General features: G+C 64.3%; 12 protein-coding genes. 2 read left to right on the forward strand and 10 right to left on the reverse strand.

What is annotated here, in order from left to right; all coding sequences use genetic code 11:
• Window positions 1-82 precede the first annotated feature (82 nt).
• From HNE_RS02960 to HNE_RS17745, 6 genes are all read right to left on the reverse strand, one after another.
• Window positions 83-985 carry an SDR family oxidoreductase gene (locus tag HNE_RS02960; protein ID WP_035590177.1) on the reverse strand — a complete coding sequence of 301 codons (903 nt, stop codon included), beginning with the start codon at window positions 983-985 and terminating at the stop codon, window positions 83-85.
• A gap of 82 nt (window positions 986-1,067) precedes the next feature.
• Entirely contained in the window at window positions 1,068-1,481 is a 414-nt protein-coding gene (locus HNE_RS18815) for a hypothetical protein (protein WP_011645625.1), read from the reverse strand.
• A gap of 58 nt (window positions 1,482-1,539) precedes the next feature.
• On the reverse strand, window positions 1,540-2,373 hold the full coding sequence (locus HNE_RS02970) for a mechanosensitive ion channel family protein (protein ID WP_011645626.1): 834 nt from the start codon (window positions 2,371-2,373) through the stop codon (window positions 1,540-1,542).
• Window positions 2,374-2,471: 98 nt separating this feature from the next.
• Window positions 2,472-3,638, reverse strand: coding sequence for a mechanosensitive ion channel family protein (locus HNE_RS02975; RefSeq protein WP_011645627.1), 1,167 nt, complete (start codon window positions 3,636-3,638; stop codon window positions 2,472-2,474).
• Complete coding sequence (locus HNE_RS02980; RefSeq protein ID WP_011645628.1) at window positions 3,635-4,393, reverse strand: hypothetical protein; 759 nt, start codon at window positions 4,391-4,393, stop codon at window positions 3,635-3,637. Before HNE_RS02980 ends, HNE_RS02975 begins: the two co-directional genes overlap by 4 nt.
• Before the next feature lie 63 nt (window positions 4,394-4,456).
• Window positions 4,457-5,677: a S1 family peptidase gene (locus HNE_RS17745; protein ID WP_011645629.1), complete on the reverse strand. Its 1,221-nt coding sequence runs from the start codon at window positions 5,675-5,677 to the stop codon at window positions 4,457-4,459.
• Between the two features lie 169 nt (window positions 5,678-5,846).
• Here HNE_RS17745 and HNE_RS02990 point away from each other — a divergent pair, with 169 nt between their 5' ends.
• Window positions 5,847-7,331: a serine hydrolase domain-containing protein gene (locus HNE_RS02990; protein WP_011645630.1), complete on the forward strand. Its 1,485-nt coding sequence runs from the start codon at window positions 5,847-5,849 to the stop codon at window positions 7,329-7,331.
• A 56-nt stretch (window positions 7,332-7,387) separates the two neighbouring features.
• On the opposite strand, the gene HNE_RS02995 is transcribed toward HNE_RS02990, so the two are convergent.
• Both HNE_RS02995 and HNE_RS03000 read right to left on the reverse strand, forming a co-directional pair.
• Window positions 7,388-9,241 (reverse strand): hypothetical protein, encoded by a 1,854-nt coding sequence (locus HNE_RS02995; RefSeq protein WP_035590174.1) that lies wholly within the window; start codon window positions 9,239-9,241, stop codon window positions 7,388-7,390.
• Window positions 9,242-9,326: 85 nt separating this feature from the next.
• Window positions 9,327-10,004 (reverse strand): hypothetical protein, encoded by a 678-nt coding sequence (locus HNE_RS03000; protein ID WP_011645632.1) that lies wholly within the window; start codon window positions 10,002-10,004, stop codon window positions 9,327-9,329.
• A gap of 100 nt (window positions 10,005-10,104) precedes the next feature.
• Here HNE_RS03000 and HNE_RS03005 point away from each other — a divergent pair, with 100 nt between their 5' ends.
• Complete coding sequence (locus HNE_RS03005; protein ID WP_011645633.1) at window positions 10,105-12,732, forward strand: ligase-associated DNA damage response DEXH box helicase; 2,628 nt, start codon at window positions 10,105-10,107, stop codon at window positions 12,730-12,732.
• On the opposite strand, the gene HNE_RS03010 is transcribed toward HNE_RS03005, so the two are convergent.
• Window positions 12,729-13,862, reverse strand: a complete 1,134-nt coding sequence (locus tag HNE_RS03010; RefSeq protein WP_011645634.1) for an acyltransferase family protein — start codon at window positions 13,860-13,862, stop codon at window positions 12,729-12,731. The two genes, HNE_RS03005 and HNE_RS03010, sit on opposite strands and share 4 nt — an antisense overlap.
• Window positions 13,859-14,884, reverse strand: coding sequence for a sterol desaturase family protein (locus HNE_RS03015; RefSeq protein ID WP_160162602.1), 1,026 nt, complete (start codon window positions 14,882-14,884; stop codon window positions 13,859-13,861). Before HNE_RS03015 ends, HNE_RS03010 begins: the two co-directional genes overlap by 4 nt.
• Window positions 14,885-14,987 lie beyond the last annotated feature (103 nt).

The following is a 14,987-nucleotide window of genomic DNA, read 5'->3' on the forward strand; positions in this document are numbered from 1 at the left end:
TTTGTGTCCAGAACTGTCTGGAAGTGTCCTGATCTGTCCCGGTTTGTCCGGCCTGTGTCCGGTCAGTGTCCGGCTCGCGACCCTAGACGGTGCGCTTGGCGCGGTCCTTGGCGTTGGTTGCTTCGATGGCCTCGCGGGCCGCGACCCACTGCTCATCGCCCCAGGCCGTCAGCATGCTGAAATTGCCGCCCGAAGCGTTGTACATCGCGCCATCAATGGCAATCGTCTGGCCATTCACATATTCGGCCCCCGGCGCCATCAGGAAGGTGGCGAGGTTGACCAGCTCATGCATCTCGCCGACGCGGCCCATCGGATTGGTCACGCCGCGGTCCATCCGCTCGGCGCCCTCTGCGTCCGGCGACAGGCGCTTGGACATGCCTTCGGTCGGGAAAGGCCCCGGCGCAATCGCATTGAAGCGCAGGCCATGACGGCCCCACTCGATGGCGAGGGACTGGGTCATCACATTGACGCCCGCTTTCGACATGGCAGAGGGCACCACAAACGGCCCGCCATTCCACACCCAGGTCGTCAGGATCGAGCAGACATTGCCGCGCCGCTTTTCCGCAATCCAGCGCTTGCCGATGTCGTGCGTCATGTAGAACGTGCCGCGGAACACGATGTTGGAAATCGCGTCAAAGCCCCGGATCGTCAGGTCTTCCGTGCGCGAAATGAAGTTACCGGCCGCGTTGTTGATCAGGCCCGTCAGCGGGCCATGCTTCGACCAGATAGTATCGTTCATCTCGGTGATCGCTTCGGCCACGCGGATGTCGCAGGCATGGGGCACAACCTTGCCGCCATGCTTGGCCATCAGTTCCTTGGCGGTCTCTTCCAGCACGCCGCCCCGGCGGCCGCAGATGTGCACCTCGGCGCCCAGTTTCAGAAAGCCCTCGGCCATTTCCTTGCCCAGGCCCGTGCCGCCGCCGGTCACCAGAATCCGCTCATCCTTCATCAGGCCGTCGCGGAACATCAGTTTCGATATGTCCATTTTGCTTTCCTCCCTTGTGTCCTTAACAACTGTATAGGCGCCCTGATGCCCCCGCCAGCGGCGACGTCGCGGAAGCCGCCCGTCACTTACGCCAAGGCAGGCTCGCCAGCCGCCAGAGTGTCCAGACAGGTAATACGATCACCGCGCCGGCCAAGGCGGGCTGCCAGAAATTCGCGATGGCCCAGCCAAGCGCCGCAAACGCCTGGCGCAGCATCGCGCGCAGCGCTTCGACAAAGTTGAAGCTGGGCTCGCTGGCGTCAAAATTCGCCGCCATCAGGAAAAAGCCGACCACAATGCACAGCGCCAGCAGCTTCAGGCTGCCCCACAGGCCAATGCCGAACAGGCGTTTCAGCAGCGGCCTTTTGGCCGGAGCGGGGGGGCCGGCTTCGGGCAGGGGCGCAGGGCCGGGCGCGGGTTGAGGCGCCGGTTTGGGCGCCGGGCCAGCTGGCGGGCCAGGCTGCGGATCGGGGCGAGGGGCGTCAGGCGTGTCGGTCATGCAGACATCCTAATCCCCCCGCCCGTTTCCCGATAGGGCCGGGCCGTCAGAGACGGCCTTACTCGGCCGCCACCTTCTGCACGAATGTGCGGTGCGGATACGGAATGGAAATGCCTTCCCGGTCGAAGGCGGCCTTCACCTTGTGGGTAATGTCGAGGCGTACCGGCCAGTATTCATCCGACGCCACCCAGCTGCGCGAGGCGATATCCACCGAACTGTCGCCCAGATTGACCACCCGGACGAATGGCTCCGGGTCTCTCAGGATGCGGGGGTCTTCGTCGATCACGGCGCGGATGATGGCGATCGCCTTGTCCATGTCGTCATTGTAATCGATGCCGAAGGTCACATCCACGCGCCGCTGGTCAAAGCCGGAATAGTTCTTGATCACATCATCGATGGCCTGGCTGTTGGGTATGATCACCTTGATATTGTCCGGGGTCGCCAGAATGGTCTGGAAGAGGGAAATATCCTTCACCGTGCCGGCGACATCGGCTGCCTCGATATAGTCACCCAGCTTGTAGGGCCTGAACACCATGATCATCACGCCCGAGGCAATGTTGCCCAGCGCGCCCTGCATCGAAAGACCAATCGCCAGCGTCAGCGCGCCCAGCACCGCCACAAAGCTCGTCGCCTGCACGCCAAACACCTGAAGTGTCGCGATCGCAACCGCCGCAATAATCGCCCACTGAACCAGAGACGCAAAGAAGTTCGACAGCGTCACATCAATCTGCGGGTTACGGCTTGCCTGCTTGCGCACCAACCCGCTCAGCCAGCCGGCAATTCGCAGCCCGACAATCACCAGAACCAGGGCGCCGATCGCCCTCAATCCGAAGGGCAAAAGATAGGGGCCTAAAGTCTCCCAGATGGCCTGGGGGTTCATTGTCTCGTCCATGTCAGTCTCCTTTTGAGGTGAGCCTGCTGTCGTTGGTCAGCATACGGCATTTATGTGTGGCTGCGATCCTTTCCTTGTTGTTGCAGCATTGAATGTATTCAGCCGCTGGTATCGCGGCTCGGGGGTGGGGGAAGGTCTTTGGGCGCTTCGGCGCCGGCCTTTTCCGGCTTTTCCATCCGGTATTCGGTCGTCGTCGGGAAAGGGATCGTGATCCCCGAACTGTCGAAGTTCTGCTTGATGCTCTTTATCAGATCGGCGCGCACCTGGATCATGTCCAGGGTGGGCACCCAGGCGCGCAGGCGCAGCGTCACCGCCCAGTCGTCCAGCGACTGAACCCCCGCCCAGATCGGCATATAGCTGATGATCTTGGGGTGGGATTCGGCCGCATGGTTGAGAACTTCCAGTGCCTTGTCGATATCGTCGCCATAGGAAATGCCATACAGCATATCCAGCCGCCGGTAGGGCTGGATCGTATGGTTGATGAGGGGAGAGCCCCACACCTTGTCATTGGTCAGCGAGACAATCTTGTTATCGATCTGCTTCATCGTCGTGGTGAAGGGGGTGATGTTGGTCACCTCGCCTTCAAGATCGGCCAGCGTCACATAATCCCCGATCCGGAACGGCCGGAAAATCGCCAGCATCACGCCCGCCGCCACCGCTTTCAGCGTATCCTGCAGCGCCAGGCCGATGGCGAGGCCGGCTGCGCCCAGCACCGCCGCCAGCGAAGCGGCCGGAAAGCCCAGCTGGATCAGCGCCGTCACGATGGCGATGGCAAAGATCACATATTTGATCAGCGAGGCGGAGAACGCGATCAGCGTATCATCGGCGCCGGCGTGGGCATGGGCTTTCTCGCCAAACTTCCTCAGCGAGCGGGCAATCATGTTGGCGCCCATCAGCGCAAAGAAGAGGATCGCAACCGCCGCCAGTGCGCCGGGCCCGCGTGAATCCACCAGCGTTTCCCAGTCATATCCTGCCAGGCCAAGGGGCAGCGGCGAGAACAGGATCAGCGCAAACACCCGCGCCACGGAGGCTGTCAGATCCCAGGCCGAGCCATCGAAATCCTTGTCCTTGGGCGTTGCCAGTTTGCCGATGAAGCGGATGATATGCTTCACGCCCGTCGCCAGCAGCCAGATCAGCAATACCGAGGCTAGCACCAGGCTCCACTGTACCACATGCGGCCAGGCAGTCGCCGCCCAGGCCGGCCAGGTGGAGGTATCAATATTCAGCAGCGCCAACAGGCGCGAAGTCTCGCTCGGTATGCTCATGCCGCCCGTTTACCTGCCTTTGCGCCCCGCGTCAGCCTCAGGGTCAGCAGAAGAATAAGACAGCCAGCGGTAAAATGCCCGATCAGGTGCATGCCCGTCTCCAGCCAGTTGTGAAACGCGATGCCCAGCAGGCCCCACCCGGCGGCAACGAAATACCAGAGGCTGCCACTGATGCGGCTGGCAAAGATCCAGGCCAGCAGCGCTGCGGTGAGGATGGTTGACCAGAACATCGGCCAGGGGAAATCGGTTGGCTCCAGCCAGGTCAGGCTGCGCACGGTCAGGGGGATCGAGATCGCCGCCGCCACCGAAATCCACCCCGCCAGCAGGCCGCTGGCCGCGTCGCCCAGATAAACGCTCAGGCTGCGGGTGCCCCGCAACGCCTCTGCCTCGCGCGCCGCCCACCAGGCGCAGACAAGGATCGGTGCCAGCAACACAAAGTCCAGCGGCTGCGACCCGATCAGCTGCGCGCTCAGCATCCAGATGATGTTGCCCGCCCCGGCCAGCACCAGCGGCAGGCCCAGCGGCGCAGGCCATTGGTCTGGCCGCCACAGCCCGGCTACGCCCAGCGCGGTATAGGCGGCAAAGATCACGCCCCAGATCGAGAAGAAGGCCGGCAAGGGCTGCTCGGGCGCGGCGCTCCCCGCGGTTGCATCGCCAATGGGCGTGCCGATGCCAAAGGCAGGCGCCAGCGCCCCGGCCAGCGGCTGGGCGACGCCCAGCAGGAAAATCAGGAGCGGAAAAAGCCGATTATTCATAGGGGTAAAGGCCTGTCATGCTGCCAGACCATATAGCCCCGCAGGCGGCCGCGTCCACCTGTCTCAACGGCAGGCGGCGCCCTCATCTTCGCAGAGCGCCATCACCGACGTCATCCAGCCCGCATAGCCCTGAAGGTTGATATAGCGGCCATTATACTCGCCCTCGCAGAAATGCCCGGTCGTCCGGTTCTGTTCGACTACGGAGAGAATGCCCACCACGGTCTTGCTGCCATCGGCCTCGGTCACATAGAGCGGCCCGCCGCTGTCTCCGATACACGGCCCCGCGCCATTCTCGCTGGTCACGGTGATCGCCGCAGGCCCCGCGCTCAGGATCTTCAGGCGCGTCGTCAGCAGCTCGTTGGACAGCTCCCCGTCAAACCGGGTCAGCCCCCAGCCGGCCATTTCCGCTACCGGGTAGTTCGCCGGTGCCAGCGCCTGGGCCGTTGCGCCAAACCGCGCCACCGGCACATTGGCAAAGCCTGCCACCTGTTCCTCGCTCAGGCGCACCAGCGCAATGTCATTGGCATAGCCATTGTCCGTCCCCTGATAGCCGGCATGGCACACGGCATAGTCTGCCGAGGCGCGCTTGGCTTCCGGGCTGCGCAGATTGGCCGCTTCGCCGATCACGCGGATCTCGTCAAACGGCTCGTCAATGCAATGGGCGGCGGTCACAAACCAGTTGCGCGCCACGCGCACGGCCCCGCAATGCCCGCTCGCCACCACGCCCGTCGGCTCGGCCCGGCGCGGCTCGATCTTCACGATGCCGGGAAAGGCGCTGAGGCTGGCGGCCAGCGCATTGACCGCTTCGGTGCCCATCACCGGTTCTTCCAGCTCGGTTGCTCCGGCGGCCTTCGCCACGGTCGGGGTGGCCGGCGCGCCGCTTGGCAGGATGCACCGGCTGGCATTGACGATGCCAAGGGATGTCGCCAGCGCCGCGTCAGGGGGCAAGGCTGCGGTGTCCGCCGCCGGGGCAGGGGCGCTCTCGTCTTCCGGCATGGCCGTCGCGCCCGCAGCAGGCGTTTCCAGCGGGGCGGCGGGCGCTGGCGCTGCCACGGCTGTTTCTGCGGCGATCCGCGTGGTTTCGGCGCGCTCGGCTTCGATTTCTTCCGGCGTCGGTTGCAGGTCGGCCTCGGTATAACCGCCTACCGCATCACCGGCGGCGCTGCCTTTAGGTTCTGCCGAAAGCTCCGGCTCAACCGGGTTCAGCCCCGGCAGCCGCACCTGATCGCAGGCGGCAAGAATGAGGGCTAGGCCGGTCAAGGCCGCAAGATGGGTGCGTCGCATTCCAATGGTCCCCTTCTGAAAGCATCGCGCGCACTCATAAAGGGGCTGGCAGGCGGCGGGGTCAACCGCCCCCGCACCGCCGGGCGGTTCCGCGCTCAAAACTGCCGCGCCGGGGTTGCCCGTTGCGCGCGCCTGCCTACACTCCGCGCCAGCCTAGGAGATCCCGCTCATGCCCACCTTTCGTGCAGCCCTCGCGGCGCTGGTCCTGTCGATCCCTCTCGCCCTTCCGGCAACGGCCCAGGAAGGGGGAAATACCGAAGAGGTCCAGCGCGCCCTCGCTGCGGGCTGGAAAGCCACCTTCACCTGTTCCGGCCTCTTCGTAGCGGGGCAAACCCTGCAGGAGCTCGACCAGAACGAGCTGGCGGGCATTTATCCTGACTATGTCCGCGATTACGACCAGCTTCCGCCGGCCACGGTCAATCAGGCCCGCAAGATCGTCTCGGTCGATTATTCCCCGCTGATGCCCCCGCGCATGGCGGCTTACCGCCCCGGCTATGGCTGCACCCAGCTGCCCATCGGCGCGACCGAAAAAGCCATCGACTTTCTGCCGCGCTTTGCCGCCTGGCCGGAATTCAAGGGTCAGGACCGGGGCAGCGCCATCGGCTCCAACGTCAAGGTCGAGCTGCGCCTGGAGGAAGCCCAGCGCCTCGAAATGCCCGTCGCCTCCGCCTTCGATGAAATGACCTATGGCTCGGGCACCCGCACCAGCTCGGTCGTCATCGTCCGCGATGGCCAGGTTGTGGCCGAGCGGTATGCGCGCGGCGTCGAGCATGAAACGCCCCAGCGCACCTGGTCTGTAGCAAAATCCATCAGCGCCACGATCATCGGCGCCGCCCGCCGCCAGGGGCTGATCGACATTGACTATCCGGCGGTCATTTCCGCCTGGAACAAGGGCGCCGATCCGCGCCGCGAAATCACGATCCGCAACCTGCTGCACATGGCCAGCGGCCTCGACAGCGGCGAAAGCGGCTCGCGCACTGACCGGCTTTACTTTGGCGGCGGCCGCGTCGTCGATCAGGCCGCCGGAAATGTGCTGGAGGCCGAGCCCGGCTCCCGCTTCAAATACGCCAACAATGATACCGTCATCGCCATGCGGGCCTTGCGCGAAGCAATGGCCGACGATGCCCTTTATCACCGCTTCCCGTATGAGGCGGTGCTCCACAAGATCGGCGCCGTGCGCACCACGCTTGAGATCGACTGGAACGGCGACTTCATCTCCTCCAGCCAGGTCTGGGCCACCGGCCGGGATCTCGCCCGTATCGGCCAGCTCTATCTTCAGGACGGCATGTGGGGCACCGAACGCCTCCTGCCGGAAGACTGGGTGGAATTCGTCCGCACCCCGGCGCCCGCCCAGCCCGCAGATGCCCTGACGCAGGGCGCAGGCTATGGCGCGCAATTCTGGCTGATGAACAATGTCGCCGGCGTGCCGCCCGGCACGTTCTACGCGGCGGGTAATCGCGGGCAGTACATTGTCATCATGCCCACGCTGAACACGGTCGTCGTCCGCCAGGGCTTCGACACGATCGGCGGCGCCCGTTTCGACATTGACCGCTTCGTGCTGGATGTGTCCCGCGCCATCCAGGCCGCGGACCAGGACCGCGCTTCAGGCGATCTTGATCTGCGCCGCGCCGCTGAAGCGGAAAACGTCCGCTAGGCGGCGCCGCGCTCCGCCGTCTGACGATACCGGAATCCGGCGGCCGCTGATGGATGTCAGCGGCCGTCTGTCTTTGCGGGCGCGGGTGTATGCGTCACGGCAATCCCCAGCAGCTCCGCGAGTGCGCCGGGCGTCTGCGCGCTCATCCCGCCCGAATCGAGCCCGGTATCCTTGAACAGGCCGGGCTCGGGCGCTGCGCTCACTTCAAGGGTGCCGCCCCCGGTCAGGAACTGCGACAGCTTCCCCGCCCAGGCGGTGGCTTGGGGAAAGTCCTCGGTCATCGAGGCGCTGCCCATCATCACCAGGCCAGAGGCAAACATCCGCACGGTTTCGGGCGTGGCATTGGCAAAGTTTGCCGCCATCGGATCATCAATCGCGCCGGATTTGGCAATCTCGATGGTCAGCGCCGCCAGCGTATTCAGCCCGCCCATATCCGTCAGCCGGGTCGCGGCGTTTTTCAGCACCAGATGGTCTTCCAGCAGATCATCAATGTCCTTGGCGTCAAAGCTCTGCCCATCTTCCCCGAACATCGGCGCCAGCGCCGCATAGGAGGGCAGGGTCGCGTCGACCTTGGTGCTTCCGGCGAACAGGCCATCGGCCGTGCCGGTATTCTCCAGCTGCGCCGCGCCCGTTTCCGGGTTCCAGCGGAAGGTGAATGCGCCGTCCCCGGACAGCTTGTTGAGCCCCACCTTGTCCAGCATCGCGGCAATCTCCACCAGCGATGGCCCCTCGCTCGATTTTTGTGCCGCCTCCGGATCAATCGCAATGGCAAATTCCAGAAACGCGCCCATATCCATCGACACGTCTTCATGGCTGACCTGGATTTCCTCAGGCAGGAACCAGCTGAACTTGGTGGCGGTGAACGCCATCCTGCCGATCTCCATCACCGGCTTCCCACTCAGCGAGATTGATGTGTCTTCCAGCGTGTAGCTGCCAAGGTTCCACAGATCCCGCTCTGAAAAGGGCGGCATCTCGCCTCTCTCGCCCCATTCCAGCAGTTTCGAGAAATCCGCGCCCGTCCACGATCCAAATCCGCTGCTGCCAGACATCGCCAGCCCTTCGGGGATCACTTCGCCGGTCTCCGAAATGCCGGGCTCGAATATCCCTTCAAAGGTCACGCCCGTCTGGATCGCCCCGCCGATCTTGCCGCGATCATATCCATAGACCAGCTGGCGCGGATACTTCGACACCGCCGATCCCGACACTGCCGTGTCGCTCACGGTCTGCGTGTTCACCACATCCTGGAAGAACGCCGTGTCGAGCGACACACTGCGCGCAAAAGTCGACACAAGCCGCAGCGCCGCCACGCCGTCATCTTCGCCCTCCACGGCTTCATGCGTCCACGGGTGCAGCGTCAGCCCGCCCAGCACCAGCGTGCCCACCTCCATGGCCGAGGTCTCCGTCATTGCCGCCTGCGGATCGTCCAGCGCCGTGTTCACAGCATCGTTCACCGCCCCGGCATAATCGGTCAGGTCGAGCGATACGCCCTTCAGCTCGATCCGGTCAAAAATGCGCACCGTGTCCCCCAGCCGCTCGCCGCGCAGCCGCGCTGACAGGGCAGCTGTATCCAGGTTCCAGATCAGCGCTTCATCGGCGATGAGAAGGGGCCCGCCTTGCGCGCCCGGCAGGGTCAGCGTCACGCCGTCCAGCCGCTGTGCCCCGCTGGCGCGGTCAATGCCGTTGCCGGTAAAGGTCAGCGCCGCCGCGTCGCCAAACAGGGCTTGCAGCTGCGCAGGGTCAAAGCTCTGGGCGCCGCCGCGCGCGGCCGGCCGGGCCAGCGCCTGCGCAAACAGCGTCTCCACATCTCCCGCGCCCGCAACCGCCTCAGGGCGCGGCGCTTCAGACAGCGAGGGAAGCACAGGGGCCGCAGACAGCAGCGCGGACAGGGCAAACACCCTCAGGCCGGACATCAAATTCACTTCATTCTCCCAGGGGCTGTTTCAGGCGTTCAAGCCGCAAAAAACACGCCCCGCAAGGCCAGAATAAGGCAAGCGCTCACGGCGCTCCGTAGCCGGACTCTGGCGCCGCTTTCAGGTTTGACACCTTGCGCGTCTCATTCTGGCTGAACGGCTTCATCATCGCCGTGCCCGATACCTTCAGCGCAAACGTATCCACATGGCTGCGCCCGTCCGGCGCCGCTTTGCACGCCACCTTCATGCTGAACGCGTCCACCTTCGCCACCATCGCCGGCTTGAACGCCTTGGGCGCGGTCAGCTCATAGGAGAGCACATTGCCCGTCGTCTTATCCAGCGTCGCCGTGCCGGTCAGGTACTTCACAATGTCGCGCATCTCTTTTTCTTCGCCGGGCAGGGGCACGAAACTATAGGTCGCCGCGCGCGCCGTTTCCGAAATGCGTTTGGCGTCTTTGGGAATGCTGTCGGTAAAGCTGTTGCACCAGATGTCGCCCTTGGTTTCCTCTTTCAAGCGCTCGACTCGCTTGGCGGCGTCGCCCTCAAAGCTCGCCGGCGTCACCGCCACCACCCGCTCGCCCTCGGGCCGGGTCTGATCCACCTGAAACGTGAAGGGCTGTTCGCCATCATCAAACGCCATATCAAAAAGATAGGCGGGCCCCTCTTCAGAAACCGCCCGCGCCTTCTCCAGCAGCGCGTCTGCGCCTGCGGGCAGGGCGAGGCCCATCAGCAAAAGTCCGGTCAGAAGAGGGCGGCGGCGCATCGGCTCGCTCCTTGAAGTTGCAGCTTGCCGTCAACTTCATCCGTTCCGCAGCAAAATGAAAGAGCCAGACGCTCTGGCTTGCCCTAGTTTAATCTCTGCCATGCCCGATACCGCTCCGCCCCCGTTTCAGCTGCCGCCCGCCTTCGCGGCGTGGTTTGCCAGGCGCGGCTGGTCGCCCCGTCCGCACCAGCTTGCCCTGGCTGAAACCTCCCTCTCCGGGGGCAGCGCGCTCCTCATCGCCCCGACAGGCGGGGGCAAGACGCTCGCCGGCTTCCTCGGCAGCCTGATCGAGCTTGCGCAAAAGCCCCGCTCAAACTCCCATATCCCGAGCCTCCACACCCTCTACATCTCCCCCCTCAAAGCCCTCGCTGCCGACGTTCAGCGCAATGTCATGACGCCGGTGACCGAGATGGCCCTCCCCATCCGCATCGAAACCCGCACCGGCGACACCGCCACCCATGTCCGCCAGCGCCAGCGCAAGACCCCGCCGGACATCCTGCTGACGACGCCCGAACAGCTCGCCCTCCTGATCGCGTCCGACAATGCCGCAAACTTCTTCGCCGATCTCAAATGCGTCATCATCGACGAAATCCACGCCATCGCCCCGTCCAAACGCGGCGACCTGCTCTCCCTCGGCCTCGCAACGCTTGCCGAATGGTCCCCCACCTGCCGCTTCCTCGGCCTCTCCGCCACCGTACGAGACCCGGAGCAACTCGCCGGTTGGCTCGATGTGCGCAGCGCTCCTTCAACCCCTCTCCCCTCGGGGAGAGGGGCAGGGGTGAGGGGGCAGCCCAGCAGCGCATCGCCCGTGGCCACCTCTCACGCCCAACCCCTTCTCCCCGAACGGGCGAGGGGGCCAATACCCTCCGTCCACATCATTCAAACCCCGACCACCATAAACCCTGACATCGACATCCTCGTCTCCCGCCAGCGCATTCCCTGGTCCGGCCATTCAGGCCGCTTCGCCGTGCCCGAGGTCTATGAGGCCATCCGCGACGCGAAGATGACGCTCGTCTTCGTCAACACGCGCAGCCAGGCAGAGCTTCTCTTCCAGGAGCTCTGGGCCGCCAACGAAGACAACCTCCCCATCGCGCTCCATCATGGCTCGCTCGCCCGCGACCAGCGCGAGCGGGTCGAGGCCGCAATGGCTGCCGGTCTCCTCAAGGCCGTCGTCTGCACCTCCACCCTCGATCTCGGCATCGACTGGGGCGAGGTTGATCTCGTCATCCAGATGGGCGCGCCCAAAGGCGCCGCCCGCCTCATCCAGCGCATCGGCCGCTCCAACCACCGTATGGACGAAGCCAGCAAAGCCCTCCTTGTACCCACAAACCGATTCGAAGTCCTCGAATGCCGCGCCGCCCAGGCCGCCGTCGAAGCCGGAGAGATCGACGGAGACGGCCCCCGCGCCGGCGCGCTGGACATCCTCGCCCAGCACATCATGGGCCGCGCCTGCGGTGAAGGCTTCCATCTCCCCGCCCTCTACGATGAAATCCGCCGCGCCCAGCCCTACGCCGCCCTCGACTGGGAAACCTATGAACGCCTCGTCGATTTCGTCGCCACCGGCGGCTACGCCCTGAAAACCTATGACCGCTTCCACCGGATCGTGCGCCGCGCCGACGGCCTCTGGGTCGCCCGCACCCCCAGAGACAAACAGGCCCACCGCATGAATGTCGGCGCCATCGTCGAAGCGCCCATGCTGTCAGTCCGCCTCGCAAGCTTTGCGGGCGGCGCATCTCCCAATAGCGGGGGAGGGGAACAGCGCCGTGCCATAAGAGCAGGCAGAAAACTCGGCGAAATGGAAGAATACTTCCTCAGCCTCCTCACGCCCGGCGACACCTTCCTCTTCGCCGGCGAAATCCTCCGCCTGCTCACAATCGACGGTATGGACGCCCTCGTCACCCGCGCCCAGTCAGACAGCCCCGCCATCCCCACCTATAATGGCGGAAAATTTCCCCTCAGCACGTTCCTCGCAGACCGTGTCCGCCACATGATCCACAATCCCGAAGAATGGAAACACCTGCCAGACCCCGTGCGCGAATGGTTCGAAATCCAGGAGCTGCGTTCGGCCATTCCGCCGCCCGATCACCTCCTCGTCGAAACCTTCCCGCGCGCAGACCGTCATTACCTCGTCTCCTATCCCTTCGAGGGCCGCCTCGCTCACCAGACCCTCGGCATGCTCGTCACCCGCCGCCTCGAGCGGGCAGGGGCAAAGCCGGTCGGTTTCGTCGCCAGTGAATACGCGATGGCCGTCTGGGGTATGGAAGACATGCGCGGCCTCGATATGGCAGAGATTTTCCATCCCGAGATGCTGGGCGACGACCTTGAAGAATGGCTCGACGAAAGCGCCCTGATGAAGCGCACCTTTGCCCACTGCGCCCTCATCTCCGGCCTCATCCACCGGAATATGCCGGGCACGGAGAAAAACTCCCGTCAGGTCACCTTCTCGACAGACCTCATCTTCGATGTCCTGCGCAGCCACGAGCCCGGCCACATCCTCCTCCAGGCCACCCGCGCCGACGCCGCCACCGGCCTCCTCGATGTCCGCCGCCTCTCAGACATGCTCGCCCGCATCCACGGCCACATCGTCCACAAGCCGCTCGCCAAGATCAGCCCCTTCGCCGTCCCCGTCATGCTCGAGGTTGGCCGCGAACCTGTCTTCGGCGCATCCGCCATGGAAGCCATCCTCCGCGAAGCCGAAGAAGACCTCGTCCGCGACGCGATGGGCTAGGCGCGCGCCGCTTGCGTGCCTAGCCACCGCGCACCGATGCAGTCGAACACGCGCGCCACAATCTGCTTCCAGAAATCCAGACGCCGCTCGGAAACTTCCGCCAGCGCGAAACACGCGCCCAGCGTCACCGCGGCCAGCAACGTGGCATGAGCCGCATTGGTGCCGTCATAGCCCGGCAGGCCATGCAGGAAGGTCAGTATGGGATAATGGAAAAGGTAGATCGAGAAGGTGGCGCCCGCACACCAGCGGATAACCGATTCCGCCCGCGGTCCGATCCAGCCGGCACCCTTTGCCAGGCAGTGGACGCCCAGAAAATGCGCGGCCATCAGGTTGGCGATCACGAAATTCCAGAGGAACTCATCGGAAAATCCGAGGACGGATATGGGTGCCTGTTCCCCCAGCAGGAACCAGGTCTGTACCAGAAGCCGATCCGGCATCTGCAAAGCCAGCGCGAGCGCGTAGAAGCCCCAGGGCGCCAGCGCCAGAACCCATGCAGACAGCCGCGAAATACCGTCGCCCAGCCCGCGCGCCATGGCTTGCTGAAGCAGCACGCCAAGCCCCCAGCAGGGCGCCAGCAGCAGGATCGCCGGGCCGGCGACCAGAGCCATCAGTCCCAGGAGACCCCAGCGAACGATCCCGCGGCAGAACACCGCCACGCCAAACCCGGCATAATACCAGGCTTCATAGGCGACCGACCAGAACGGCCCGTTCGTGCCCACGCGCATGTAGTCGTTCCAGACATGCGTCGTGAACGTCACGGCCCGCAGGTATTGCTCCCCCATCTCGGCGCCATTGTACCACCAGCCCTCATAAGCGTGCGGGAGGAAGGCCGTGCCTGCCTGGTCCAGCAGGAAGGTAACGATCAGGGCAGGGAGGATCACCGAATAGAGCCGCGCCATCCGCGCCTGCGCATAGGCCGCCGCGCCGCGCGCGCGCGAAAAGGTCGTATGGGCAATCACAAAGCCGGAAAGCACAAAGAACACCACCACCGCGTCGCTGCCGAGGTTCAGCTCGCGTATCCACGCCAGGCTGCCTTGCGTGAAGCGTTCATACCCCATGTGCGAGGCCAGCACGACGAGGGCGGCCAGAAAGCGCAGCGCGTCGAGATAGAGAGAAAAGCCGCGCGTCATTCTGCCATCACCCCGCCGGAAGCTCCGCGCGCCCGCATTGCCTCGGCCGCTTCGGCAAACGGCACCATATAGGCGCTCGCCAGCGACGTATGCACCTGCGCCTCGCGCACCCCGCTTGCATCGGCCACGCCAAACACAAGCGTCTCGCGCCCTTCGGGAATATACAGTGTGCCGAACATCCAGTCCCACAGAGCGAAGATCTCGCCATAGTTGCGGTCATGATGCTCCGGTGCGCAGGAATGATGTATCTGATGCTGGGCCGGGCTGATGAATATTCGGTCTGCGGCCGGGCCGAAATCAATCCAGATATGAGAGTGCCGGAAATTGGCCCCAACCATGTTGAAGAAAACAGGCACCAGGCTCACGCCGAGTATCGTGTAAAAGTTCACGACCCCAAAGCCGGCGAAGATCAGGCCCAGCAATGGGCCAACGCAGGCCCCCCGGATGATCGCGCTGATCATGTCATAAACCGGATGTTTCCTGAAAACCGTCAGGGGCGTCAGATGTTCAGCGCTATGGTGCACCTTGTGAAAGGGCCAGAGGATCGGATGCTCATGGTGCAGCCTGTGGGTCCAGTAAACGGCAAAGTCAGAGGCGATCGTCACCAGGATCGTCATTGCAATGATCGTTGAAAGAGAAGGGGGCATCCCGGCATCTGAATGGATCAGCGGGGCGGCCAGCCCCGCAACGGTGGCGGCGATTGCGATTGTCAGGCCCTGTCCTGCTGCAATTGTCACCGGTGCAAGAAGACGGTTGGCGAAATACACCTTCACATCCACAAGCGATGACTGAGAAAAATAGATGTGCCGTGGAATGAGGAAATCAGCGAGGCCGGTCTTGCCTTCCGCGTGACCCTGCCGGCGGGCCATCACCCACGCGCCCGCGCCCAGAAGGAAAAAGGCCGCAAGCCCCGTCCAGTGCAGCCTGCTGCCCGCATCAAACGGCAACAGCCCCCACGCCCATCCGGCGAGGCGCTGCACTTCGTCCGGAATCCCTTCCGCGAGGCGCGCAATACCTTGCATGATCGTCGCCGGCCCCATCACTTTTGTACGTATATGCCGTATGCACCAGCCTAGGGTCCCAGCCTTAAGATGGCGTGAAAAGCGCGCGCTTCAGGCCCTGTTT

This window comes from Hyphomonas neptunium ATCC 15444 (assembly GCF_000013025.1).
GTDB lineage: Bacteria > Pseudomonadota > Alphaproteobacteria > Caulobacterales > Hyphomonadaceae > Hyphomonas > Hyphomonas neptunia.

Excerpts from the sequence above, each read along its gene's own strand:
- HNE_RS03000 (WP_011645632.1), bottom strand. The coding sequence starts at position 10,004 with ATGCGCCGCCGCCCTCTTCTGACCGGACTTTTGCTGATGGGCCTCGCC.
- HNE_RS17745 (WP_011645629.1), bottom strand. The coding sequence starts at position 5,677 with ATGCGACGCACCCATCTTGCGGCCTTGACCGGCCTAGCCCTCATTCTT.
- HNE_RS02975 (WP_011645627.1), bottom strand. The coding sequence starts at position 3,638 with ATGAGCATACCGAGCGAGACTTCGCGCCTGTTGGCGCTGCTGAATATT.
- HNE_RS03005 (WP_011645633.1), top strand. The coding sequence starts at position 10,105 with ATGCCCGATACCGCTCCGCCCCCGTTTCAGCTGCCGCCCGCCTTCGCG.
- HNE_RS02960 (WP_035590177.1), bottom strand. The coding sequence starts at position 985 with ATGGACATATCGAAACTGATGTTCCGCGACGGCCTGATGAAGGATGAG.
- HNE_RS18815 (WP_011645625.1), bottom strand. The coding sequence starts at position 1,481 with ATGACCGACACGCCTGACGCCCCTCGCCCCGATCCGCAGCCTGGCCCG.
- HNE_RS02980 (WP_011645628.1), bottom strand. The coding sequence starts at position 4,393 with ATGAATAATCGGCTTTTTCCGCTCCTGATTTTCCTGCTGGGCGTCGCC.
- HNE_RS02970 (WP_011645626.1), bottom strand. The coding sequence starts at position 2,373 with ATGGACGAGACAATGAACCCCCAGGCCATCTGGGAGACTTTAGGCCCC.
- HNE_RS02995 (WP_035590174.1), bottom strand. The coding sequence starts at position 9,241 with ATGTCCGGCCTGAGGGTGTTTGCCCTGTCCGCGCTGCTGTCTGCGGCC.
- HNE_RS02990 (WP_011645630.1), top strand. The coding sequence starts at position 5,847 with ATGCCCACCTTTCGTGCAGCCCTCGCGGCGCTGGTCCTGTCGATCCCT.
- HNE_RS03010 (WP_011645634.1), bottom strand. The coding sequence starts at position 13,862 with ATGACGCGCGGCTTTTCTCTCTATCTCGACGCGCTGCGCTTTCTGGCC.
- HNE_RS03015 (WP_160162602.1), bottom strand. The coding sequence starts at position 14,884 with ATGCAAGGTATTGCGCGCCTCGCGGAAGGGATTCCGGACGAAGTGCAG.